At 69.5% G+C, this 21,883-nt stretch carries 21 protein-coding genes; 8 read left to right on the top strand and 13 right to left on the bottom strand.

Going from position 1 to position 21,883, the window contains the following annotated elements; translation table 11 throughout:
* Positions 1-7: 7 nt before the first annotated feature.
* Complete coding sequence (locus tag QMX80_RS01550) at positions 8-889, bottom strand: SPFH domain-containing protein (RefSeq protein WP_055764377.1); 882 nt, start codon at positions 887-889, stop codon at positions 8-10.
* 120 nt (positions 890-1,009) lie between these two features.
* On the opposite strand from QMX80_RS01550, the gene purT reads away from it, so the two are divergent.
* The gene (gene purT, locus QMX80_RS01545; RefSeq protein ID WP_055764379.1) at positions 1,010-2,209 is read left to right on the top strand and encodes a formate-dependent phosphoribosylglycinamide formyltransferase; all 1,200 of its coding nucleotides are present in this window, start codon (positions 1,010-1,012) and stop codon (positions 2,207-2,209) included.
* 368 nt (positions 2,210-2,577) lie between these two features.
* On the opposite strand, the gene QMX80_RS01540 is transcribed toward purT, so the two are convergent.
* Both QMX80_RS01540 and QMX80_RS01535 read right to left on the bottom strand, forming a co-directional pair.
* A complete protein-coding gene (locus tag QMX80_RS01540) occupies positions 2,578-3,780 on the bottom strand; it encodes an endonuclease/exonuclease/phosphatase family protein (RefSeq protein WP_282274820.1) in 1,203 nt (400 codons plus the stop codon).
* A 175-nt stretch (positions 3,781-3,955) separates the two neighbouring features.
* A complete protein-coding gene (locus QMX80_RS01535) occupies positions 3,956-4,696 on the bottom strand; it encodes an arginyltransferase (RefSeq protein ID WP_337956935.1) in 741 nt (246 codons plus the stop codon).
* Positions 4,697-4,932: 236 nt separating this feature from the next.
* On the opposite strand from QMX80_RS01535, the gene QMX80_RS01530 reads away from it, so the two are divergent.
* Positions 4,933-5,505: an EF-hand domain-containing protein gene (locus QMX80_RS01530; protein WP_282274816.1), complete on the top strand. Its 573-nt coding sequence runs from the start codon at positions 4,933-4,935 to the stop codon at positions 5,503-5,505.
* An 87-nt stretch (positions 5,506-5,592) separates the two neighbouring features.
* Here the strand turns inward: QMX80_RS01530 and QMX80_RS01525 are convergent, their stop codons facing one another.
* From QMX80_RS01525 to QMX80_RS01510, 4 genes are all read right to left on the bottom strand, one after another.
* Positions 5,593-6,798: a sigma-70 family RNA polymerase sigma factor gene (locus QMX80_RS01525; protein WP_282274814.1), complete on the bottom strand. Its 1,206-nt coding sequence runs from the start codon at positions 6,796-6,798 to the stop codon at positions 5,593-5,595.
* 67 nt (positions 6,799-6,865) lie between these two features.
* Positions 6,866-7,384, bottom strand: a complete 519-nt coding sequence (locus QMX80_RS01520) for a DUF2007 domain-containing protein (RefSeq protein WP_273085061.1) — start codon at positions 7,382-7,384, stop codon at positions 6,866-6,868.
* Between the two features lie 2 nt (positions 7,385-7,386).
* The gene (tesB, locus tag QMX80_RS01515; RefSeq protein WP_282274808.1) at positions 7,387-8,286 is read right to left on the bottom strand and encodes an acyl-CoA thioesterase II; all 900 of its coding nucleotides are present in this window, start codon (positions 8,284-8,286) and stop codon (positions 7,387-7,389) included.
* Positions 8,287-8,471: 185 nt separating this feature from the next.
* A complete protein-coding gene (locus QMX80_RS01510; protein ID WP_282274806.1) occupies positions 8,472-9,254 on the bottom strand; it encodes an enoyl-CoA hydratase/isomerase family protein in 783 nt (260 codons plus the stop codon).
* 38 nt (positions 9,255-9,292) lie between these two features.
* On the opposite strand from QMX80_RS01510, the gene QMX80_RS01505 reads away from it, so the two are divergent.
* The 4 genes from QMX80_RS01505 to QMX80_RS01490 all read left to right on the top strand — a co-directional run bounded on the left by QMX80_RS01505 (position 9,293) and on the right by QMX80_RS01490 (position 12,102).
* The gene (locus QMX80_RS01505; RefSeq protein WP_282274805.1) at positions 9,293-9,733 is read left to right on the top strand and encodes a copper chaperone PCu(A)C; all 441 of its coding nucleotides are present in this window, start codon (positions 9,293-9,295) and stop codon (positions 9,731-9,733) included.
* A 172-nt stretch (positions 9,734-9,905) separates the two neighbouring features.
* Positions 9,906-11,309 carry a glutamate--tRNA ligase gene (gltX, locus tag QMX80_RS01500; RefSeq protein WP_282274804.1) on the top strand — a complete coding sequence of 468 codons (1,404 nt, stop codon included), beginning with the start codon at positions 9,906-9,908 and terminating at the stop codon, positions 11,307-11,309.
* Between the two features lie 16 nt (positions 11,310-11,325).
* Positions 11,326-11,814: a transcriptional repressor gene (locus QMX80_RS01495; RefSeq protein ID WP_055764398.1), complete on the top strand. Its 489-nt coding sequence runs from the start codon at positions 11,326-11,328 to the stop codon at positions 11,812-11,814.
* A gap of 93 nt (positions 11,815-11,907) precedes the next feature.
* A complete protein-coding gene (locus tag QMX80_RS01490; protein WP_282274803.1) occupies positions 11,908-12,102 on the top strand; it encodes a hypothetical protein in 195 nt (64 codons plus the stop codon).
* A 42-nt stretch (positions 12,103-12,144) separates the two neighbouring features.
* Here QMX80_RS01490 and QMX80_RS01485 read toward each other — a convergent pair whose 3' ends face one another.
* From QMX80_RS01485 to QMX80_RS01465, 5 genes are all read right to left on the bottom strand, one after another.
* Positions 12,145-13,845, bottom strand: coding sequence for an amidohydrolase (locus QMX80_RS01485; RefSeq protein ID WP_282274802.1), 1,701 nt, complete (start codon positions 13,843-13,845; stop codon positions 12,145-12,147).
* A gap of 105 nt (positions 13,846-13,950) precedes the next feature.
* Positions 13,951-14,964: an HlyD family secretion protein gene (locus QMX80_RS01480; protein WP_282274838.1), complete on the bottom strand. Its 1,014-nt coding sequence runs from the start codon at positions 14,962-14,964 to the stop codon at positions 13,951-13,953.
* 139 nt (positions 14,965-15,103) lie between these two features.
* Positions 15,104-16,756 carry an MFS transporter gene (locus tag QMX80_RS01475; RefSeq protein ID WP_282274801.1) on the bottom strand — a complete coding sequence of 551 codons (1,653 nt, stop codon included), beginning with the start codon at positions 16,754-16,756 and terminating at the stop codon, positions 15,104-15,106.
* Positions 16,753-17,319 carry a TetR/AcrR family transcriptional regulator gene (locus QMX80_RS01470; protein ID WP_282274800.1) on the bottom strand — a complete coding sequence of 189 codons (567 nt, stop codon included), beginning with the start codon at positions 17,317-17,319 and terminating at the stop codon, positions 16,753-16,755. The genes QMX80_RS01475 and QMX80_RS01470 overlap by 4 nt, the downstream gene beginning before the upstream one ends.
* 167 nt (positions 17,320-17,486) lie before the next feature.
* Entirely contained in the window at positions 17,487-19,706 is a 2,220-nt protein-coding gene (locus tag QMX80_RS01465; RefSeq protein ID WP_282274799.1) for a TonB-dependent receptor, read from the bottom strand.
* A gap of 129 nt (positions 19,707-19,835) precedes the next feature.
* Here QMX80_RS01465 and QMX80_RS01460 point away from each other — a divergent pair, with 129 nt between their 5' ends.
* The gene (locus QMX80_RS01460) at positions 19,836-20,246 is read left to right on the top strand and encodes a MerC domain-containing protein (RefSeq protein ID WP_282274798.1); all 411 of its coding nucleotides are present in this window, start codon (positions 19,836-19,838) and stop codon (positions 20,244-20,246) included.
* Between the two features lie 108 nt (positions 20,247-20,354).
* A complete protein-coding gene (locus QMX80_RS01455) occupies positions 20,355-20,537 on the top strand; it encodes a 30S ribosomal protein THX (RefSeq protein ID WP_054666917.1) in 183 nt (60 codons plus the stop codon).
* Between the two features lie 92 nt (positions 20,538-20,629).
* On the opposite strand, the gene QMX80_RS01450 is transcribed toward QMX80_RS01455, so the two are convergent.
* Positions 20,630-21,868 (bottom strand): ectonucleotide pyrophosphatase/phosphodiesterase, encoded by a 1,239-nt coding sequence (locus QMX80_RS01450; protein WP_282274790.1) that lies wholly within the window; start codon positions 21,866-21,868, stop codon positions 20,630-20,632.
* Positions 21,869-21,883: the final 15 nt, after the last annotated feature.

The raw sequence follows: 21,883 nt of genomic DNA, 5'->3' as shown, positions 1-21,883 counted from the left end.
GTTGCCTTCAATACAGCGAACCGGTATTGACCACCGGCTGGGTGCCGCGGTCCGAGCACAGCACGGTGAGCAGGTTGCCGACCATCTGCGCCTTGCGTTCTTCGTCCAGCTGCACCACGCCGCTCTTCTGCAGTTCGGCCAGCGCCATCTCGACCATGCCCACCGCGCCGGCGACGATGCGCTGGCGCGCGGCGATCACCGCGTTGGCCTGCTGCCGCTGCAGCATCGCCTGGGCGATTTCCGGGGCGTATGCGAGGTGGCTGATGCGCGCGTCCAGTACCTGCACGCCGGCATCGGCCAGGCGCTCGGCCAGTTCGTCCTTCAGGTGCTGGGAGATCTCGCTGGCGTGGCTGCGCAGCGACAGCTGCCCTTCCTCGTGCTGGTCGTAGGGGTAGCTGGTGGCCATCGCGCGCAGCGCCGATTCGGACTGGATGTGCACGAAGCTCTCGTAGTCGTCGACGTTGTAGACCGCCTCGGAGGCGTCCACCACCTGCCACACGATCACCGCGGCGATCTCGATGGGCGAGCCGTCCAGCTCGTTGACCTTGAGCTTGCCGCTCTCGAAGTTGCGCACGCGCTGGCTGACCTTCTTCTTGGTCAGGAAGGGGTTGTTCCAGCGCAGGCCGTTGTCCTTGACCGTGCCCACGTACTTGCCGAACAGGCTCAGCACCGCGGCCTGGTTGGGCTGGACCATGTACAGGCCGCTGCTGAGGAGCAGCCCGGCGAGCAGGAGCGCGATGCCGCCCCCGGCCATCGCGCCACCCCCACCGCTGCCGGACTTGGTGAGCACCACCGCGAAGATGAGGGCGGCGACGCCGGCCAGCATCAGGACCAGCGAGCCGAGCAGGGTGGGGATGCCGGGCAGGGACCCGAGGGACTTCTCTTTCATGGCACGTCTTCCGTGGTGGTTGGAGAAAAGATATCAAATTGATATCAGGTTGCAAGTACCGGGCGGCTGCGGGCGGATGGCTAGAATGTGCGGCCCTTTCTCCTCGCCTGGACCTGCCCGATGACGACGCTCGGTACCCCGCTGTCTCCCTCCGCTACCCGCGTTCTGCTGCTCGGTTCGGGCGAACTGGGCAAGGAAGTGGCGATCGAACTGCAGCGTTTCGGCGTGGAAGTGATCGCCGTGGACCGCTATGCGGATGCACCGGCGATGCAGGTCGCGCACCGCAGCCATGTGATCGACATGCTCGACCCGGCCGCGCTGCGCGCGGTGATCGCAGGCGAACAGCCGCACCTGGTGGTACCCGAGATCGAGGCCATCCATACCCAGACCCTGGTGGAGCTGGAGGCCGGGCAGGGCCTGCGGGTGATCCCGACCGCGCGCGCCGCGCGCCTGACCATGGACCGCGAAGGCATCCGCCGGCTCGCCGCCGAAACCCTGGGCGTGCCGACCTCGCCCTACCGCTTCGTCGATACCGAAGCCGAATACCGCGACGCGGTAGCCGCCATCGGCTTGCCGTGCGTGGTCAAGCCGGTGATGTCGTCCTCGGGCAAGGGCCAGAGCACCGTGCGCGGCGCCGCCGACATCGGCCCGGCCTGGGACTATGCACAGACCGGTGGCCGCACCGGTGCCGGGCGCTGCATCGTCGAAGGCTTCATCGATTTCGACTACGAAATCACCCTGCTGACCGTGCGCCACGCCGGCGGCACCTCGTTCTGCGACCCGATCGGCCACCTGCAGAAGGATGGCGATTACCGCGAGAGCTGGCAGCCGCAGCCGATGTCGGCCAAGGCGCTGGAGCGCGCGCAGGAGGTGGCGTGCGCCATCGCCGGGGACCTCGGCGGCTGGGGGGTGTTCGGCATGGAGTTCTTCGTGAAGGGCGACGAAGTGTGGTTCAGCGAAGTCAGCCCGCGCCCGCACGACACCGGGCTGGTGACGCTGGCCTCGCAGGAACTGAGCGAATTCGCGCTGCACGCGCGCGCCATCCTCGGCCTGCCGGTCGGTGCTGGCGACGGCGGGACCATCCGTCGCCACGGTCCGGCGGCGTCGTGCGCGATGCTGGCGCAGGGCAATGGCGTGCCGTTCTTCAGCGGTGTCGATGCCGCGCTGCGCACGCCGGATACCGCGCTGCGCCTGTTCGGCAAGCCGGTGGTGCAGGGCCAGCGCCGCGTCGGCGTCACCCTGGCGCGCGCGGCGGACGTGGACCAGGCCCGCGCGATCGCCCGCGAAGCGGCCGCGGCCATCGGCATCGAGCTGCGCTGATGCCCCTGTAGGGCGGGGCGCCGCCCTGCTGGAGCATGCCCGGCCAAGTCACGCCGGGCAGTGCCGGGCGCTGCGGAGCGCTTCGATCGTTCCTGTAGAGCGGGGCATGGCCCCGCTGGAGCATTCCCGGAGCAGCTGCGCCTGTTGGAGCGGATTCATCCACGATCGCCCTGGACGCTTTTGATTGGGGCAACCGCGCGAGCGCGCTCCGGCAATGTCCCGGCACGTCGAGCAGAAGGTCGTAGATACGTGGTTTGCCGCGCAGGCGGCTTTACCGGCAATGCCGCATCGCGCGCCGAGATGCGCTCCCGCAGCGAAACGAAAAACGCCGGCAGTCGCCGGCGTTTTTCATTGCATCGAGCGGACGATCAGCGCACGTCCACCCACACCAGATGATGGTCGCTGCCGTCGGCGATCTTCGCGTCCGTACTGCCTTCGGCCGGCCAGAACACGCCGCTGCCGAGGTGGCTGAAGCCGGTAGAGGGCAGTACGTAATCCAGCCGCAACGTGCCCGAGCGCGGGCCGAAGTCGCCGGTGGCATGCTGCGGCGCGCCGCGGCGCACGATGCCCTTCTCCGCATAGGCCAGGCTGGTCTGCTCGCCGCCGACGCTGCTCGGGGTCGGGTAGCGCAGCACGCGCGGGTGTTCGAGCAGTTCGAGGATGGCGTCGTGGCGGCCATCGCCGTCCACCGGGTCGTTGTTGAGGTCGCCGACGATGACGAAACGCGCGTCCGCCGCCAATCCGCCGCAGCGGCCCTGGTCGTCGCACAGCCATGGCGCGTCGCCGCCGTCGAGATATTCCTTCCACAGCCGCAGTTCGTCGTGGTTGCGCGCGGCGTTGCGCTTTTCCCTGCCGTCGAACACCGGCGGCGTCGGGTGCGAGGCCAGCACGTGCACCGTGCCCAGCGGCGTGCGCACCGGCACGTCCCAGTGCGACTTGGACGAAAGCCGCAGCTGCGACCAGACCACGTCGTTCCAGAACGGCTTGCCGGTGTCCGGGTCGAGCGGGCGGATCGCGCCGGGCATCGCGCTCCACTTCAGCATCTGGAAGCTGCGCACGGCCGCGGTGTCGATCGGATACCTGGACAGCACCAGCATGCCGTACTGGCCCGGGTGCAGGCCGTAGCCCCAGGCGTCGTTGCCGCGCTCGCGGCCCTGGCCGCCGACCGTGCCGTTGTTGTCCAGGTCCAGCCCGCTGGGCACGCCGGTATTGACCGGGGCAAGGTAACGGTAGGGATAGCGCAGCGCGTCGCCGCCGCCGGCCTGCGGCGCTTCCAGATAACGCTGCTGGAACAGGTCGGCGGCGCGATGGGCGTCGTCGAAATCGAATTCGTTGAGCAGCACCAGGTCCGGGCGGATCCGCTGCAGCACCGCGGCGATCTTGCGCGCGTGGGGACTGTCGCCTTCCAGCTCGCGGATCAGGCCGCCGGCGTCGTCCGAATACAGCGAGGTGTTGTAGGTCGCCAGCCGCAGCTGCGCGGTGGCCGCGGGCGTGTCCGGGGTGGCGGGGGCGGTGCTGGTGCAGGCGGCGCAGAGCATCGTCAGGGCCAGGGGCAGGAAGTATCTGTTCATGGCGGCATTCTCGCACTGCGTCGATGAAACCGGCATTGCAGCGGGTCGGCAGCCGATGCAGGGACTTCAGGTAGCGCCGGCAATGATCCGTCGCCGCCGTCCGTGGCGGTGCCCCGGCCTATTGCCGGGCGGTGCAGAAATCGCTCCGGGGGGGGGCTTCCCGGGGCGGCCGGCATTACCCGGCGTCTTCCCGCCAGTGCCGGCCATCGAAACATTCCAGCGGCCGGTAGCGGCGCTTGTAGTCCATCTTGCGGTGGCCATCGATCCAGTAGCCCAGGTACAGATGGGGCAGGCCGGCGCGTCGTGCCCAGTCGATCTGCTGCAGGATCGCGTAGGTGCCCAGGCCGCGCGCGCGCTCGTCGGGATCGAAGAACGTGTAGACCGCCGACAACCCCAACCGGGTGACATCGGTGACGGCGACGCCCAGCAGCCGCCCGCGCTGGCCGTCGCGGCCCGGGGTGCGGATCTCGAGGAAACGTCCGTGCGACCAGCCGCCGATCAGGAACTGATCGAACTCGTGCGGGCCGTGGTCGTCCATGCCGCCCTTGGCATGGCGCGCGGCGAGGTAGCGCCGGTACAGCGCGAACTGCTCGTCGGTGCGCTCGGCCGGCAGTACGCGGCATTCCAGGCCGGCGTTGCGTGCCAGGCAGCGGCGCTGGCTGCGGTCGGGCGTGAAGCGCTCCACCGGCACCCGTACCGGTACGCAGGCGCGGCACTGCTGGCAATGCGGCCGGTAGACCAGGTCGCCGGAGCGGCGGAAGCCCCAGCCCAACGCCATCGGGTACAGCTCGCCGAGCCGGCTGTCCTGCGGGTCGAGCACGAGATCGCGCGCGCGCCGCTCGGGGAAATAGCCGCACGGGTGTTCGCCGGTCTGGAACAGGCGCAGTTCTTCGTTGGAGTCGCCGTGCAAAGCCATGGCGGCAAGCATAGCGGCACGCGTTCTCAGATCGTGCGCCTGCGGGCCCCGCAGGATCGCTGGCGGCACGACGCATCCGCTCCGGCCCCGAACCGGCTGACGGGGGCGTTCGCCGGCACCTGCGGCTGTCCGCCCGATGAATGTGTCCGGCAGGCGGTCAACGCGCCGGGTGCTGGCGCGTTGATGTCACCAAGGCGCAGCGATGCGCCCGATCATCCACCACTGGAGCCAGACCCATGACCCACCGCAAACCCCTGATCCTGCTGGCCGTGCTGATGGCCGCCTCCGCCACCGGCGTCGCCTTGGCCGCCACCGCGCCTGCACCGGCGCAGAAGCCGGCCCCGGCGCGGCTGGATTCCAATGGCGATGGCGTGATCGACCGCCAGGAAGCCGCCGCCAACCCGCGCCTGGCGCAGCGTTTCGACGAACTGGACAAGAACAAGGACGGCAAGCTGTCGCGCGACGAGATGCCGCGCTGGCATGCCCGTGGCGGCGATGGCCACCGCGGCATGGGCCGTCACCATCGCGGGCATGGCGGCCAGGGCTTCCTGCGGGCGATGGACAGCAACCACGACGGCCGCGTCAGCGCCGCCGAGTACCAGGCTTTCTTCGAGCGCATGGACGTCAACAAGGACGGCTTCATCGACCAGGCCGACCGCGAGGCGCGGGCCAAGCAGCGCCGCGAGGAGTGGTTCCGCAATGCCGACACCGACAAGGACGGCAAGCTGAGCCCGGCCGAACTGGAGGCCGCGCGCGCCAAGATGGGATCGCACGGGCCGCGCCCGATGCCGTCACCGGCGGCGAAGTAACCGCGACCCTCGTCGATGAAAGAACGCCCCGCCGGCTGGCGGGGCGTTGCTTTTTCGTCCACTGGACCCGCGGCAGGAGGGGCGCTTTCAGCGTTTGAGCAGCACGAACAGCACCGCGGCGATGGCCAGCGCGCTGGTTGCGACCACCGCGCTGCGGCCGAACAGGCTGTTGTAAACGCGGCTGGGGCCGCTGCGTCCGTGGCGGGCGGCGTCGCGGGCGAGCATCGGCCCCATGATCCGCGGCAGCGTCACCAGATACTGGTAGTTGATCGCGCACATGCCCAGCGCCAGCGTCGCCAGGGACGCGACCAGCCCCACACGCAGGACCACCGCCAGCAGCGTGCTGCCGCAGAAAACGGCGGCGGTGGCGGTATGCAGGCGCATGAAGCGCTGCACCTGGGCGCGTTCGCCGGCCGATTCGGCGTAGCGCAGCAGGTACAGCCCGCCCAGCCAGGCCGCGGCGGTGCCGCCGATGGTGGCGCCCAGCACCAGCCCGAGATGGAAGCCGTCGGCCATCAGCGTGTTGGCGAGCATGCCCAGCGAGCCGCCGGCCGCGCCACCGCTGACGGCGGCGCCCATGCTGCCGGCACCCAGCTTGCCGGCGCCGGCCAGGCCGGCGCTGCTGCCGATCACCACCGCGCTGGCGGTGCCCGGTGCGGCCACCATCAACAGCGAGCCGATCGCCGCGGCGAACGCGGTGCCTGGCGCACTGCTGCGCGCGAATTCGCCGAAGCGGCTCAGCATCTCCTCGCGCACGGTGGCGCGGGCGCGCGACAGGCGCTTGCGCACCGCCGCGTCGCTCAGGCCCAGCAGGGCGGCGACCTGCTGCGAGCTCTGCCCTTCGCGGTAGAACAGCAGCAGCGCCTCGCGGCTGTCCTCGGGCAGGGCGGAGATGATTTCCTCGGCGGCCAGCTCCTCTTCCACGCGCGCCATCGCCTCGGCGGCGCCGGGCGTGGGGTCGGCGGCCATGCCGATGGCGATCTCCGCCGCTTCGCCGCTGAGCGGGCGGTTGCGGTTGGCGCGCAGCCAGTCGCGGGCCAGGTTGCGGGTGATCTGCCGCAGCCAGGGCAGGAAGCTGGCCGCGTTGTTGAGCTGGTTGAGCTGCTGCCAGGCCTTGATGAAGGCTTCCTGGGCGATGTCCTCGCTGGCCTGCACGTCGCGGGTGATGGCCAGGGCGATCGCGGTCACCGTGTTCTGGCAGGCGACCACGATGCGCCCATAGGACTGCGCGCAGCCGCCGCGGGCGGCGGGCAGTTCGTGATGGAGCAGGGATTCGAGCGTGGTGGCGGTCATGGGCGGCTCCCGTTGGTCTGCAGGGCAGGACGGAGGCCGCCGGCCGATGTGACCGCCACGTTGCGGATCAGGGTGTCGGCGGCGGAGCCGGGGCGGGCGCGGGATCGCGGGGCTGGATGCGCACGCGGAAGCCGTCCTCGCCGTCCTGGCCCGGCGCCGGTTGCACCTGCGGAGCCGGTACGGGGGGCGGTACCTGTGTGCCGCGATGGCGCAGCACGACCACCAGCGCCACGCCGGCGATCACCAGCAGCAGCGCGATGCGGATGCGCCAGGCCCAGCCGCGGCTGTTGGACTGCGCCGGCGCGTCGCGGAAGGCGTACTCGGCGACCGGATGGTCGCGGCGGGTGGTATCGAGCAGGCGCGCGTCGCGCAGGATCTCGCGGGCGCGCGGCTGGTCGTCGGCGCGTACCACCCAGACCGTCGGCAGCTGCGCGTCGTTCTTCCTGTCCAGGTAGCTGAATTGGCCACGGCGCTTGCTGTGGTACGAACGACCGTTGGTCAGGCGTACTTCGATGCCGGCTTCGCGCAGCATGTTGGCCACGCCTTCGGCGTTCTCCACGCGCTGGCTGGTGAAGATCTTGCGCATGCTTACTCTCCGCCGCCTTCGCCGGTGGCCGGCGGCGCTACGCGGATCAGTCCTTCCTGCGCGGTGCTGGCCACCAGCACGCCTTCGCGGGTGAAGAACTGGCCGCGCGCCAGGCCGCGCGCATCCTGCGCGCTGGGGCTGTCGAGCGAGTACAGCAGCCAGTCGTCCACGCGGAACGGGCGGTGGAACCAGATGGCATGGTCGAGCGAGGCCATCTGCACGTGCGGCTGGTAGTAGCTGATGCCGTGCGGGAAGGTGGCGGTGCCCAGCAGGTGGAAATCCGAGGCGTAGGCGAGCAGCGCCTGGTGCAGTTCCGGCGCGTCGCCGACGCGTTCGTTCAGGCGCATCCACACCTGGTGGTAGGGCGGGCGCTTGGGCGGGTTGAGTTCATCGCGCGGGTATACATGGCGGAACTCGAACGGGCCGCCGCGCGAGAGCCAGCGCTGTACCTTCACCGGCAGGCGCTCCAGCACCTCCGGCGGCAGCGGGCGGTTGGGTTCGATGTCTTCCGGCTGCGGCACTTCAGGCATCTTGTGCTGGTGCTCGGCGCCGTGTTCGGCCTGCTGGAACGAGGCCGCGCAGAAGAAGATCACCTTGCCGTGCTGGATCGCGGTGACCCGTCGCACCGAGAAGCTGCCGCCGTCGCGGGTGCGGTCCACGTCGTAGATGATCGGGTGGTCGATGTTGCCGGCGCGCAGGAAGTAGGCGTGCAGCGAGTGCACGTGGCGGCCGTTGCCGATGGTGGCCTGGGCGGCGGCCAGCGCCTGGCCCAGCACCTGCCCGCCGAACACGTACTTGGTGCCGATGTCGCGGCTCTGGCCCCGGAACAGGTTGTCCTCCAGCCGCTCCAGCGACAGCAGGTCGATCAGTTCGGGTACCACGGGGTCGGCGTTGGAGGACAAGACGGCGGGCCTGGGTTTCGACAGGCCGCGATTATAGCGGGCGGGGCCGGGCGGCCATGCGGTGCAGCCCGTGCCGCCGATGCCGTCCTGCCGCCGTTGCAGGGGCGGCCTCAATCGCGGCGAGGCTTTCCCGGACAGGTCCCGTCGCGCTCACGCCGCTCCCGCGCAGGTTCGTCGCCGAAGCCTCAGGCTTTGCCCAGCTTCGCCGCCAGCGCCTGCAGTGCGGCCTGCGCATCGGGCGAGTACCAGGCCTCGACGAAGCGCTCCAGCTGGATGTGCTGCGGCTGCATCGCCTCGTGCAGGTCGGCACGGGCGATGGCGCGGGTCAGCAACATCGGCTGGCGCGGCAGTTTCAACTGCGCCTGCAGCCAGGCGATGGCCTGCGCGGCCACGGCGGCGGCGCCGTCGGCCAGTTCGTCCACCAGCCCGATCTCCAGCGCGCGCTCGGCGCTGACCAGTTGCCCGCCGGCCAGCAGTACGCCGGCGCGGTGCGTGCCGACCACGCGCCGCATCAGCCGCTGGATGCCTTCGGGCGCGACCAGGCCGACCTGCACCTCGTTCAGCCCTATCACATAGGGTTTGGCCGGATCGACGCTGCGCGCCATCACCCGGTAATCGCAGCACAGCGCCAGCACGCAGCCGCCGGCCGGGGAATGCCCGGTCAGCGCGGCCACGACGGGGATACGGCTTTCGGCCAGCGTGCGCGCCGCGCCGAAGAAGGCCTGCCAGCTGTCCATCAGCCGCTGCCGGTCTTCGCCATGGCGCAGCAGGCAGGGTACGTCCATGCCGCCGGTGAAGACGCGCTCGCTGCCGGACAGCACCACGCCCTGCACGTCATCGGCCATGGCCTGGTTCATCGCAGCGATGAGCGCGCGGCACAGTTCGGTATCCAGCGCGTTGACCGGCGGCCGCGCCAGCCGCAGTTCGCGGATGGGGCCGTGGTTGATCGTGTCGATGAGCGTTGTCATGCTGCGGCCTCGAATTACGGCAGGGAGTCGAGGGTCCGATGATAACCAAACCATTCGCGTGCGTACTGTTGGTGGCTGCGAGCTTCGTGGCCACCGTTACCGCGCAGGCGGCCGAATCCACCTGCGTGCGCCTGAGCGAGGGCTGGATCCGCTTCCCGGCGATGGCGCATATGGCCGGCGGCTTCGGCCGCATCGACAACGCCTGCAAGGCGGACGTGGCGGTGACTTCGGTGCGCAGCGCGGCGTTCAAGGATGTGTCCCTGCACGAGACCACCCTGGTCGATGGCGTCAGCCGCATGCGCGAGATCGAACGCCTGCCGGTGGCGGCCGGGAAGGGCGTCGAGCTCAAGCCCGGTGGCCTGCACCTGATGCTGATGGACGGCGCCGGCCCCCTGCAGGAAGGCCAGCGCGTGCCCTTGCAGCTGGGCCTGTCCGACGGCACCGAGGTGCGTGGCGAGCTGGTGGTGCGCAAGCCCTGATCTTTTCTTCTCCCGCCGGGAGAAAGTGGCGCGAAGCGCCGGATGAGGGGGCGGGCGAAGCCTGGCGCATCCAGACAGCGCGAAGGCTTCGCCCCACCCCCTCTCCCGGAGAGAGAGGGGCTTGCAGTGCCATACGCGGTAAAATGGGCCGATTCCATCTATCGGTTATGTCATGGCCTGCCGCACCCGCTTCGCCCCCAGTCCCACCGGCTATCTGCACATCGGTGGCGCCCGCACCGCGCTGTACTGCTGGCTGGAGGCCCGCCACCGCGGCGGCGAGTTCGTGCTGCGCATCGAGGACACCGACCGCGAGCGCAGCACCCAGGCGGCGATTGATGCCATTCTCGAAGCGATGGACTGGCTGGGCCTGGACTACGACGAAGGCCCGATCTACCAGACCGATCGCGTCGCCCGGTACAGGGAAGTGGCCGAGCAACTGATCGCATCGGGCAAGGCGTACTACGCCTACGAGACCAAGGAAGAACTGGACGCCATGCGCGAGGCCGCGATGGCCCGGCAGGAAAAGCCGCGCTACAACGGCGCCGCGCGCGACCTGGGCCTGCCGTTCAAGGACGACCCGAACCGCGTCATCCGCTTCAGGAACCCGCTGGAAGGCACGGTGGTGTTCGACGACCTGATCAAGGGCCGCATCGAGATCGCCAACAGCGAACTGGATGACATGGTCATCTTCCGCCCGGACGGCTACCCCACCTACAACTTCGCGGTGGTGGTGGACGACTGGGACATGGGCATCACCGAGGTCATCCGCGGCGACGACCACATCAACAACACCCCGCGCCAGATCAACCTGTACGAAGGCATCGGCGCGCCGGTGCCGAAGTTCGGCCACATGCCGATGATCCTGGACGAGCAGGGCGCCAAGCTGTCCAAGCGCACCGGCGCGGCCGACGTGATGCAGTACAGGGATGCCGGCTACCTGCCCGACGCGCTGCTGAGCTACCTGGCCCGGCTGGGCTGGTCGCATGGCGACCAGGAGCTGTTCAGCCGCCAGGAACTGATCGACCTGTTCGACGTGAAGGACTGCAATTCCAAGGCCTCGCGCCTGGACATGGCCAAGCTGGGCTGGGTCAACCAGCATTTTCTGAAGACCGAGGAGCCGGCCAGCATCGTGCCGCACCTGGTCTACCAGCTGGAAAAGCTGGGCCTGGACGTGGCCGCCGGCCCGTCGCCGGTGGACGTGGTGATCGCCCTGCGCGAGCGCGTGCAGACGCTGAAGGAAATGGCCGAGAAGGCGGTGGTCTGGTATCAGCCGTTGACCGAGTACGACGAAGCGGCCGTGGCCAAGCATTTCAAGGCTGGCGCCGAGGTGGCGCTGGGCAAGGCCCGCGAACTGCTGGCGGCGCTGCCGCAGTGGACCGCAGAGAGCGTCGGCGTCGCCCTGCACGACACCGCCGCCGCGCTGGAGATCGGCATGGGCAAGGTCGCCCAGCCGCTGCGCGTGGCCATCACCGGCACCCAGGTCAGCCCTGACATTTCGCATACGGTGTACCTGGCCGGCCGCGATGAAGCCTTGAAACGCATCGACGCCGCACTCATCAAGATCCCCAGGGACTGATTCCGTCGAGGCAGACATGACCGAGCACGAGCACAGCTGTACCGCCCCCCACCACCACGTCGACGACGCGGCGGGCTTCATCGCGGTGGTCGAACGGGTGTGCCGCGAGCGCGGGCTGCGGCTCACGCCGATCCGCGCCAACGTGCTGCGGCTGATCGCAGAGGCCGGCAAGCCGGTCAAGGCCTACGAACTGCTGGACTGGGTGCGCGAGGGCAAGGGCGTCGGTGCCGACGCCCCGCCCACGGTGTATCGCGCGCTGGATTTCCTGATGGCCAATGGTTTTGTGCACAAGCTGTCCTCGGTCAATTCCTTCGTCGCCTGCCACCACCCCAGCAGCAACCAGCATTCGGTGCCGTTCCTGATCTGCGATCGCTGCCACAGCGCGGTGGAATTGGAAGACCGCGACATTGTCCGCCAGCTCGAAACCCGCGCCCGCGAACTGGGCTTCAAGCCGCAGGCGCAGACGCTGGAAGTGCATGGCCTGTGCGCTGACTGCGCCGGGTGAGCGAAGGCCGGGCGCTGCGGGCATGGCGCGCCGCAGGCATCGGGTGAGGCCTGGAGGATTTCCCCGCGGAGCCTGCGCGCGCCGTGGGGTTGGATGGCCGCTGACGTGGCGTTGCGGATCGCCTGCTTCGTCGTGTTTTCCGATTCGTGCCTCGGCCTGCGCGGCGCCGCTCCGGTCGGCCGGAGCCTGTTCGATTACCCGCAATCCCTGCTGATCGCGGCGACCGCCTTCCGGGGGCTGGCGGCGCTGGTGGCCACCTTCATGGCGAAGCGGGGATCGCAGGTCTGATGTTCCCGCTCGCCGGCAGGTGTCAATCGCCGACCTGCGGCGTTACTTCGTCGACGCTTCGGCGCGGTAGACGACGTTGCCGTCCTTGATGGTCTGCAGCACCTTGATGGTGTGCAGCTCGGCCGGCGCGATGGTCAGCGGATTGTCCGAGAGCACCACCAGGTCGGCGCGCTTGCCGGTTTCGATCGAGCCTTTGCGGGCTTCTTCCGAATACTGCCGCGCGGCCCACAGGGTGATGGATTTGAGCGCCTGTTCGGGCGTCACCCGCTGCGCCGGACCGAGCACGCGGCCGCTGCGGGTGGTGCGGTTGACGGTGGCATCGAGCACGCGCATCGCATCGGGGAACACCACCGGTGCGTCGTGGTGCGAGGTGAACACCATGCCCGCGTCCAGCACCCAGCGCGTGGGCGAAATGTTCTCCGCGCGCTCCGGGCCGAGCACCGAATCGCGGTGCCAATCGCCCCAGTAATAGGTGTGCATCGGGAACAGCGAGGGGAAGATGCCGAGCCGGCGCAGTTCGCCCACCTGGTCGCGGCGCAGGGTCTGGCCGTGGATCAGTACCGGCATCAGGCGCTTGCCCGGATGCGCGGCCTCGGCGGCGGCCACGGCATGGATGAACTGGTCGATGGCGGCGTCGCCGTTGGCATGCGCCAGCACCTGCCAGCCGTTGTCCCAGGCCTTGCCGATCAGCGCGTCGGCCTGCGCGTCGCTGTAGGCGGGGTAGCCGGCGTAATCCGCCTTCTCGCCCGCGGGCGCCTTGTAATAGGGCTGGGTCAGCCAGGCGGTCTTGCCCTGCGGCGAACCGTCCAGGCTGATCTTCACCCCGCCGATGCGGAAGTGGTCGATGTAGTCCGGGCCGTAATAGGGGCCGCGCATCGCCGGGTTGTCCAGCGCCACCTGGATGTCGGGGTAGGCGACGACGTCGATCTTCAGCTTTCCCGCCTTGCCGGCCATCGGCAGCATCGCCAGCGTGCCGGCGTCGGTCTTGCCGTCCTGCGCGGTGGTGTAGCCGTATTTCATGTAGAGCGCCTGGCCGGCCTCGAGCATGGCCATCGCCTGCGCGGGCGTGAGCGCGGGCATCAGCCGCGCGAGCGCGAGGTTGTGCGCGCTTTCCTCCAATACGCCGTCGGGAACGCGGCTGCCGGGTTCGCGGCGGATCACTCCGCCTTCGGGATCGGGCGTGTCGGCGCCGATGCCGGCCTGTTCCAGCGCCTTGCTGTTGTAGGCACCCAGGTGCCCGGACTGGTGGATCAGGACCACCGGGATGTCGGTGGCGATGGCGTCCAGTTCGGTACGCGTCGGCGCGCGCTTTTCCGCCAGCTGCGATTCGTCGTAGCCGAAGCCGATCAGCACCTTGTAGCCGCCGGGTACGGTGGCCGCGGCGCGGAACCTGCGCATGATGTCCTGCAGCGCGGGAATCGAGTTGCCTTCGCCATCGGGCGCGGGCAGCAGGTTGGCCGACAGCGCCTGCAGGCCGACACCGGAGACATGCCCGTGGCTGTCGATGAAGCCGGGCACCAGGGTGTGGCCTTGCAGGTCCACCTGGCGCGCGCCGGGGCTGAAGGCAAGCGCAGCCTTGCGCGTGCCGACGAAGGCGATGTCGCCACCGCGCACGACCACCGCTTCGGCCTGCGGCTGCCGGTCGTCCAGGGTGACGATCGGCCCGCCCGTGTAAAGCGTGTCCGCCGCCTCGGCGGTGCCATGGAGTGCCGCCAGGATCGGCAGGGCCAACAACAGTTTCATGCGCGCGCTCCGCAGCCGCCGAAGATGCCGCAGCCTAGCGCGCCGGCGGCATGCGGAAAGTGATTGCGCCGCGGGGTCCCGCTGGATGGGGGCAACGCGGCCCGCTCAGGGCCGTGGCGCGACGGCCGTATCCACTTCCACCACCACCGACATGCCGGGGCGCAGGCGTGCGGCCAGCGGCTGGCCGGGGTCGATGGCGATGCGGATGGGCAGGCGCTGTACGACCTTGGTGAAGTTGCCGCTGGCGTTGTCCGGCTTGAGCACGGCGAATTCCGAGCCGGTGGCCGGCGCGATCTGCTCGACATGGCCGCGCAGGCGCTGGCCCTGGAAGGCGTCGACGCTGAAGGTCGCCGGCTGGCCGATGGCCATCTTCCAGGTCTGTCCTTCCTTGAAGTTGGCCACGATCCACAGGCTGTCCGGCACCAGGAACAGCAATTGGGTGCCGGCGGTGACGTATTGGCCCAGCCGCACCGAGGCCTCGGACAGCTGGCCGTCGCGCGGGGCGCGGATGACGGTGTTGTCCAGGTCGATCCGCGCCAGTTCCAGCGCGGCCTCGGCGCTGGCTACCTTGGCTTCCAGTCCCTGGCGCGCGACGCGCGTAGCGGTGAGGTTTTCCTCGGCGATGCGGATGGCCGCCTGCGATTGCGCCACGCCCGCGCTGGCTGCCTGCGCGCCTGCGCGCAGCTTGTCGCGGTCGCTGCTGGACACCAGTTGCTGCGCGGCCAGTGTTTCATAGCGCTGCAGTTCGGTGCGGCTGCGCTGCTGCTCGGCCTGGCCGGCCGACAGGTTGGCGCGCGCGGAGGCGATCTGCGCACGGTTCTGCGCCTGGCTCTGGTCGGAATTGGCCAGCTGTGCGCGCGCATCGGCCAGCGCCGCCTCGGCCTGGTCGACCTTCTGCCGGTAGGTGCGCTCGTCGATGCGCAGCAGTGGCTGGCCCTGCGTCACATGGTCGAAGTCCTTCACCAGCACCTCGGTGACGTAGCCGCTGACCTGCGGCGCCAGCACCGTGACCTGCCCGCGCACATAGGCATCATCGGTATGCATGTGGCTGCTGTTGAACGGCCACAGCTGCCAGGCGCGCAGGATCAGGGTCAGCCCGACCAGGGCGATGACCACCATCACCACCACGCTGGTACGGCTGGGCGTGTTGTATTTGGAGACCGGCGCCGACGCCGCGGCCGCCTCGCCATCGCTGGCGTCGGTGATCGGCTCGTCGGGGTTGCCGGGGTTTTCCTGTTTGTCGCTCATGTCGTCTGCTTCATCTGGAGGGCGTGGCGGCCGCGGCCGGCCGTATCGCCTTTTTTACGGTGGGATTGCGGAACAGCACTTCCAGCAGCAGCCAGCTGAGGAAGCCGATCGCCAGCCAGCCGCTCAGCGCGAACACGTCGTTGAAGGCGCGCACGTTGGCCTCGCGTCTGGCGGCCTGCGCCAGCGCCGCGGCGGCCTGCGCCTGGCGTTGTACCGGGTCGGTGACCAGGCGGGCGTAGCCCTGCTGCTGCACGCGCAGGCGCTGGGCGACGACCGGGTCGGCCGGGTCCAGCTGGCTGACCAGCTGGCTGGAATACACATGCTCGCGGTGCAGCTGGTAGCTGCCCAGCAGCGCCGAACCGGCCAGGCCGCCGAAGGTCTGGGTCAGCGACAGCACCACGATGAAGGACACGATGTGGTCCAGCCCGCGCGCCATGGCCTGGCGGATGCCCATCAGCATCAGCGGGCCCATGAACATGCCGCTGCCGACTGCCGCCAGGAACTGGCTCAGCGCGAAATCCATCGGCCGGTCCAGGCTGGTGCGGTGCTGGTCGAGGAAGGCGGCACTGCCGAGCAGGATGATCGAGGCCAGCAGCTGCGGGATCAGTGCCTTCGGCCCGAAGGTCAGCGCGCCGGCGGCGATGCCGACCAGCACGCCGAGCAGGATCACCGCGAACAGCGGCGCCATCTGGTCCGGCCCCATGCCCAGCGTGCGCATCATCGTGACCATGCCGTAGGACTGCTCGTTGGTCAGGAAGCGGATCAGGAACGCGCCGGCGATGAAGCGCAGCATCGTCGGCCCCATCAGCCAGCGGATCTGCAGCAGCGGGTTGCGGCGGTAGTGCTCGATCAGGAACGCCACCAGGATCAATACCGTCGCCGCGGCCAGCAGCCAGCCCAGCCACGGCGTGTCGAACCACCAGTGCAGGTAGCCCTGGCTGAGCACGATGACCAGCATCGCCAGCGCCGGCGCGAGGATGGCGAAGGTGACGAAGTCCAGCGGCTCGAACACCTTGATCTGGATGCCCGGCGGCAGCTTGAGGATCACCACCGCGGCGAACGCGCACAGCGCCAGCCCGGCCTCGAACAGATACAGGTTGTGCCACTCGCCGTGGTCGAGCAGGCCGGGCGAGACCAGCCATGCCAGCGGCACCGCCAGCTGCGACAGGCTCATGCCGACCACGAGCAGGTTGCCTACGTACTTCCTCGGCAGCGCCTGCAGCATGTACAGCGTGCCCAGCGTGGTGCAGGCCGCGCCGGCGAAACCGCTGGCCGCGCGCACCAGCATGGTGGTCGTCAGCCCGCCCACGGCCAGGTGCAGCACCGCCAGCGCGGCGTAGACGCCCAGGCCGAGTTCGGCGAACAGGCGGATGCCGTATTCCTGGCGGAATTTGAACACCAGCAGGTTGGCGGTGACGTTGACCATCATGTAGGCCGCCACCAGCCAATTGGCCTCGGTCGGCTGCAGGCCCATCTGCCCCTGGATCCACGGCAGGTTGGCGCTGAGCAGCGCATTGCCGAGGCCGCCGGTGATCGCCACCAGCACCGCCACCGCCGCGTAGGCCGCACGCCGGTGCGGCGGGTGCCAGGGCATCGACGCGGAGCCGGGCAGGGTGGGTTTTTCGTGCTCCTCCCAGTCGGGAATCGGCTTGAGCGGCTTCATGTGTCCGCTCCGGCGGATGCGGCCAGGCCAGGGCGCAGCAACTGCAGCGCGCGCGTGGCGAGGCGGGCGCGGTCGGCGCGGGTGCGTCCGCGCAGCGCGGCGCCGAGCATGCTCGAAACCAGCGACAGGTCGGCCAGTTCCAGGTCGGCCCGGCACAGCCCGGCGGCGCGCGCGCGCAGCAGGGCCGGCTCCATCAGCTTCAGCACCCGCTGGCGGGCGGCGCGGATCGGCGGGTCGTTCTGGTCCACGGCGCGCCAGTAATCGGCCAGCGCCGGCGAATGCACGATGCGCCGGGCCATGCCGCCGATCAGTTCGAACAGGGCATCGTCGCGCTCGCCCAGTTCGGCCACGTGCGCCCGGATCTTCTCGACCGTGCGCTGGAGCAGCGCCTCGATCAGCGCGGCGCGGTCGGGGAAGTTGCGGTACAGCGTGGCGCGGCCGACGCCGGCACGTTCCACCACCAGGTCCAGCGGGGCGGTGATGCCGTGTTCGCCGAACACGGCATCGGCCGCGTCCAACAGCTGGGCGCGACGCGCGGCGGCATCGGAACGGATCGAGGTCATGCGCATATGATCCGGACAAAAGTGTCCGCTTACAATGAGGGCGGTGTGAAACGCCGTGTCCGGCAAAGCGGCCATTCAGCCTTGCGGCGGGAAGGGCACCCGATGCCGCAAAGCAAGGAAGGGGCCTTGCGGCCCCTTCCTTTGCTGCTTCTTCGTCAGTGCGCCGGTCAGAACCAGGCGCGGATGCCGAAGGCGACGCCGCGGCCAGGCAGCGGCGAATAGTCGCGCAGCAGCGAGGTATGCGGCCGGGCTTCGCGGTTGGTCAGGTTGCTGCCGTCCAGGAACAGCTCGTAGCTGTTGCTGCCGTTGCGGTCCCAGCGGTAGGCCAGGTGCGCATCGACCAGGGTGTAGCCGGCGCTGGGCGCCTCGTTCAACGCCACATCCTTCTGGCTGCCATAACGGATCGCCCCCAGCGAGGCGCGCCAGCCGTCGCGCGCCCAGCGCAGGTCGGCGCCGATGCGCGCCGGCGCGATCCGCGGCAGGTAGCCGCCATTGGCCAGGTCCACGCTGTAGCCGTGGCTGTGGTCGCCGTGCGGCACGGCGATGTCCGCGCGGCGGCTGCCGCTGCCGTCCAGTTCGGCCTTCACGTAATCGCCGAACACGCGCAGGTCCCAGTCGCCGCTGTCGCCCTGCACCAGGTGGAACATGGCTTCGGCCTCGGCGCCCTTGAAGGTGGCGTCGTGCTGGGTCCAGACCCGGACCGGCAGCCCCTGTTCGACCACGCCGGTATCGGCCAGGTAGATGAAGTCCTTGAACTTCGTCTGGTAGATCGATGCCGAGACATCGACGCGGTCGCTATGAGCGTGCAGGCCCAGTTCCATGCGCTGGCCGCGCTCGGTATCCAGATTGGCATCGCCGATCTCCAGCGAACGCGTGGCGATGTGGGCACCGGCCGCGTACAGCTCTTCGTTGGTGGGCGCACGCTCGGAACGGTCCACGCCGAAGCGCAGGTCGAAACCGTCGCTGATCGTCCAGATGCCGGCGGCGGACAGGTTGGTGGCGCCGAAATCGCGCCCGCGCTGGCCATCGTCGGGGCTGAGCTTGACCCGGTCATGGCGGCCGCCCAGTTCCAGCTTGAGCGGTCCGAAGCGCTTTTCCTGCAGCACGAACAGGCCCAGCGTGTCGGTGCTGGTGCCCGGTACGAAGGCCTCCTCGCCCAGCGCGCCGAAGTCGCTGCTGCCGAACTGCAGTCCGAACGCGCCGCTCCAGCCGGCGACCGGACGCTGTACCGCTTCCACGCGGCCTTCCACGCCCTTGTTGGTGAAGCGGGTGGACGGCGTGCCGGCCTCCAGTTCGGTGTGCTCGTAGTCGGTCCAGGCGGCGCGGACGGTGAGGCTCTGCAGGAACGGCAGCGGGTCGTAGAGCCCGCCCTTCACGTCGAAGCGGTTCTGCACCATGTCGATGCGCACATCGTGTTCGCCTTCGTCGGCGGCGCCGGCATCGGCATGATCGTGGTCGTGACCGTCGTGGTCATGGTCGTCGTCGGCATGTACGTGGGCACCATTGGGGATGCCGTAGTTGCTGCGATAGGTGCCCAGCGAGGCGCCAAGGAAGCCCGACTCGCCCAGCCAGGTCGCGCCGACGCCGCCGGCGCGGGTGCGCATCGAGCTGTTCTCCAGGCGCCCGCGCGGGCCGAGTTCGCCGGCGTGGTCGTCATGGTCGTGGTCATGATCCACATCCAGCGCCGCGGGGTCTATCGCGTACCCGGGGATGTGGAAGTCGTCGCCATTGCGCACCAGGCCGTCGACGTGCAGCACGAGGTTGCCGCCGCTGACGCCGTCGAGCCGGAACATGCCGCTGCGTTCGTTGTTGACGCTGTTGCCGCGCAGTTCGGCGCGGCCGCTCAGGGGGCGGTCGGGCAGGTCGCTGGCGATGCGCCCGTCGACCACGTTGACCGCGCCGCCGATGGCGCCGCTGCCGAACAGCAGGGTCGCCGGGCCCTTCAGTACTTCGATCTGGTCGGCCAGGAACGGCTCGATGCTGGTGGCATGGTCGGCGCTGACAGTGGAGGCGTCCATGTTGCCGACGCCATTGGCGACTACCGCCACGCGCGGGCCCTCCTGCCCGCGGATGACCGGTCGGCCCACGCCTGGGCCGAAATAGGTGGTCTGCACGCCGGGCATGCGCGAGATGGTGTCGCCGAGCGTGGCGCCCTTGCGCGCGTCCAGTTCCTCGCCGGTCAGCACGGCGACCGGACGGGCCAGCGATTCGGCATCGCTCTGCAGCGGGGAGGCGGTGACCTTGACCGCGGACAGTTCGGTCAGGTGATGGCTCTGTCCGTCGGTGTCGTCGGCGGCCTGGGCGGCGGGAAAGGCCGCGGCGAGCGCCAGGAACAGGGCGTGGCGGGCGAGGTGCGGCTTGGCGCGGGTGGGAATCTGTCGGGTCATGGTGTTGTTACTTTGTATCAATGGAGGGGCGCAGAACGGCTTGAACGGGCTGCGATGGAAAAAGGGGGAGCCGGGCGGGACGATAATGTTATATTATTCCATAACGCGCCGCCGCCCCTGCTGAAAGTCATGCCGCCGAAATCGTCCCGCCAGTTCCTTGACCGCTTCGGCGCCGCCGGCTCGCTGCTGTGTGCGGTGCATTGCGCGGTGTTGCCGGCATTGCTGGCGCTGGCTCCCTCGCTGGGGTTGTCGTTCTGGTTGAGCGATGGTGTCGAGCAGGCGGTGGTGGTCTTCGTGACTTTCCTCGGCCTGTTCAGTCTGCTCTGGGGTTACCGCCGCCACCGCGCGCTGCGCGCGCTGGCGCTGCTGGTCCCGGGGCTGGCGCTGCTCTGGGCCGGCCTGTTGCACGCCGGACTGCACCATTCGCAGGTGCCGCACGCGGTGGTGATGACCGTCGGCGGCGTGCTGGTGGGGTTGGCCCATCTGATGAACCTCAGGCTCAACCACCTGCACGTGCACGACGCCAGCTGCGCACATTGAGGGGCGCATGTTAGGCTTCCACCTCACGCGCGGGGGCGCTGCTACAGCGGCCTCGCCGAACCCGTGTCAGTACGGGGCAATCTGATTTCAAACCAAGGAGTTGACGACATGGGTAAGGGTGACCGCAAGACCGCCAAGGGCAAGCGCTACAACGCCAGCTACGGCAATGCGCGTTCGCATTCGGTGAGCAAGGTGGCCGTGGGCGCAGCTGCGCCGGTCGCCAAGAAGACTGTCGCCAAGGCGCCGGCCAAGAAGGCCGTGGCCAAGAAGACGGTGGCCAAGGCCGGTTGATCCCGGCCTGGCAGCAGCCAAAAAGCGGCGCTTGCGCCGCTTTTTTGTTGCCCGGCCAAGGGGCGGTGAAGAGGGATCGCCCCCGGTGGGGGTCAGTCCGGCTTGCGCAGCGCCTGCAGCAGTGTCTCCGGGTCGCCATCGTTGGGGGCCGCGGTGATGCCGGTCAGCCGCGCCAGCAGCGGGTAGACGTCGACGTTGTCGAAGCGCGGCAGCAGCACGCCCTGCCGGAACGACGGGCCGCGGGCGACGAAGACCGCCTGCATCGACGGCAGCGCCGGGTCGTAGCCGTGAGAACCGCGGTTGCCGGGCGAGCGCCTGGCGATGCTCCTGCGGGTCAGCGCGTCCCAGCCTTCATGCATCTGGCAGACGATGGGCGGGATGCGCGGATGGGTGCCGTAGTGCCAGCGGGCCGGCAGTTGTTCCTTCTTCCAGCAGTCGTAGTGCGGGTGCGCGCCGAGCAGCACCTTTTCCGCCTCCTGCTCGCGGCCGGGCTGCGGGGCGAAGCCGACCGACTGGCCGACCGACACTTCGCGCGCGATTTCCGGCGCGACCATGTCTTCGGTGGCGATCACCTGCCCGGCCGGGACGCTGGCCATGCCGTGGTCGGAAACCACGATCACGTTGGTCCGGTCGAGCAGGCCATCGCGGCGCATGCCGTCCAGCAGCAGGCCGATGGCTGCGTCCACTTCGTGCAGCGCGGCGGCGTACTCGGGCGAATCCGGGCCATGGTTGTGCCCGGCCTTGTCGACCGGCTCCATGTAGGCGGCGACCATGCGCGGTTTGCGGCCGTCGGGGGCGCCTTCCAGCCATGACAGCACCAGCTTCATGCGCTCGGGCAGGGGCACGCTTTCGTCGTAGGCATGCCACTGGCTGGCGTGCACGCCCTGGATGGCGGCTTCGCTGCCGGGCCATGACCAGGTGGCGCTCTTGTAGCCGGCCTTCTCCACGCCGACCCAGATCGGCTCGCCGCCCCACCACGCCGGGTTGGTCACCGCGTCGCGGTCGTCGAGGCGGAAGTCGCCCAGGTCCTCGGCGCGCATGCTGTTGTGGATGATGCCGTGGTGGTCAGGGCGCAGGCCGGTGACCAGGGTGTAGTGGTTGGGGAAGGTGAGCGAGGGATAGGAAGGCGACATGCCGACCGAGCGCACGCCTTCGCGGGCGAGGCGGGCGAGGTTGGGGCTGTAGCCGCGCTCGATCATGTCCGCGCGCAGGCCGTCGATGGACAGCAGCAGGACGGTGGGCGGCGCGGAAGCGGAGGGTGCCGGTGTCGTGGCACAGGCGGCGAGCAGGGCGCAGGCCAGGGCCGCGACGGGGAAGCGGAAGGAAACCATTCCCCCATGATAGGC

It is taken from the genome of Stenotrophomonas sp. PS02297, from assembly GCF_029959705.1.
GTDB lineage: Bacteria > Pseudomonadota > Gammaproteobacteria > Xanthomonadales > Xanthomonadaceae > Stenotrophomonas > Stenotrophomonas nitritireducens.
Note: the sequence above shows the minus strand (reverse complement) of the source record. Positions and strands in the feature narration are given on the sequence as shown.

What these genes read in the sequence shown, in the direction of transcription:
- QMX80_RS01540 (WP_282274820.1), bottom strand. Translation starts at nt 3,780, where the DNA reads ATGAACAGATACTTCCTGCCCCTGGCCCTGACGATGCTCTGCGCCGCC.
- QMX80_RS01520 (WP_273085061.1), bottom strand. Translation starts at nt 7,384, where the DNA reads ATGCGCAAGATCTTCACCAGCCAGCGCGTGGAGAACGCCGAAGGCGTG.
- QMX80_RS01490 (WP_282274803.1), top strand. Translation starts at nt 11,908, where the DNA reads ATGGCCGCTGACGTGGCGTTGCGGATCGCCTGCTTCGTCGTGTTTTCC.
- QMX80_RS01455 (WP_054666917.1), top strand. Translation starts at nt 20,355, where the DNA reads ATGGGTAAGGGTGACCGCAAGACCGCCAAGGGCAAGCGCTACAACGCC.
- QMX80_RS01530 (WP_282274816.1), top strand. Translation starts at nt 4,933, where the DNA reads ATGACCCACCGCAAACCCCTGATCCTGCTGGCCGTGCTGATGGCCGCC.
- QMX80_RS01480 (WP_282274838.1), bottom strand. Translation starts at nt 14,964, where the DNA reads ATGGTGGTCATCGCCCTGGTCGGGCTGACCCTGATCCTGCGCGCCTGG.
- QMX80_RS01465 (WP_282274799.1), bottom strand. Translation starts at nt 19,706, where the DNA reads ATGACCCGACAGATTCCCACCCGCGCCAAGCCGCACCTCGCCCGCCAC.
- QMX80_RS01495 (WP_055764398.1), top strand. Translation starts at nt 11,326, where the DNA reads ATGACCGAGCACGAGCACAGCTGTACCGCCCCCCACCACCACGTCGAC.
- QMX80_RS01470 (WP_282274800.1), bottom strand. Translation starts at nt 17,319, where the DNA reads ATGACCTCGATCCGTTCCGATGCCGCCGCGCGTCGCGCCCAGCTGTTG.
- QMX80_RS01510 (WP_282274806.1), bottom strand. Translation starts at nt 9,254, where the DNA reads ATGACAACGCTCATCGACACGATCAACCACGGCCCCATCCGCGAACTG.
- gltX (WP_282274804.1), top strand. Translation starts at nt 9,906, where the DNA reads ATGGCCTGCCGCACCCGCTTCGCCCCCAGTCCCACCGGCTATCTGCAC.
- QMX80_RS01475 (WP_282274801.1), bottom strand. Translation starts at nt 16,756, where the DNA reads ATGAAGCCGCTCAAGCCGATTCCCGACTGGGAGGAGCACGAAAAACCC.
- QMX80_RS01535 (WP_337956935.1), bottom strand. Translation starts at nt 4,696, where the DNA reads ATGGCTTTGCACGGCGACTCCAACGAAGAACTGCGCCTGTTCCAGACC.
- QMX80_RS01525 (WP_282274814.1), bottom strand. Translation starts at nt 6,798, where the DNA reads ATGACCGCCACCACGCTCGAATCCCTGCTCCATCACGAACTGCCCGCC.
- QMX80_RS01485 (WP_282274802.1), bottom strand. Translation starts at nt 13,845, where the DNA reads ATGAAACTGTTGTTGGCCCTGCCGATCCTGGCGGCACTCCATGGCACC.
- QMX80_RS01460 (WP_282274798.1), top strand. Translation starts at nt 19,836, where the DNA reads ATGCCGCCGAAATCGTCCCGCCAGTTCCTTGACCGCTTCGGCGCCGCC.
- QMX80_RS01450 (WP_282274790.1), bottom strand. Translation starts at nt 21,868, where the DNA reads ATGGTTTCCTTCCGCTTCCCCGTCGCGGCCCTGGCCTGCGCCCTGCTC.
- QMX80_RS01505 (WP_282274805.1), top strand. Translation starts at nt 9,293, where the DNA reads ATGATAACCAAACCATTCGCGTGCGTACTGTTGGTGGCTGCGAGCTTC.
- QMX80_RS01550 (WP_055764377.1), bottom strand. Translation starts at nt 889, where the DNA reads ATGAAAGAGAAGTCCCTCGGGTCCCTGCCCGGCATCCCCACCCTGCTC.
- purT (WP_055764379.1), top strand. Translation starts at nt 1,010, where the DNA reads ATGACGACGCTCGGTACCCCGCTGTCTCCCTCCGCTACCCGCGTTCTG.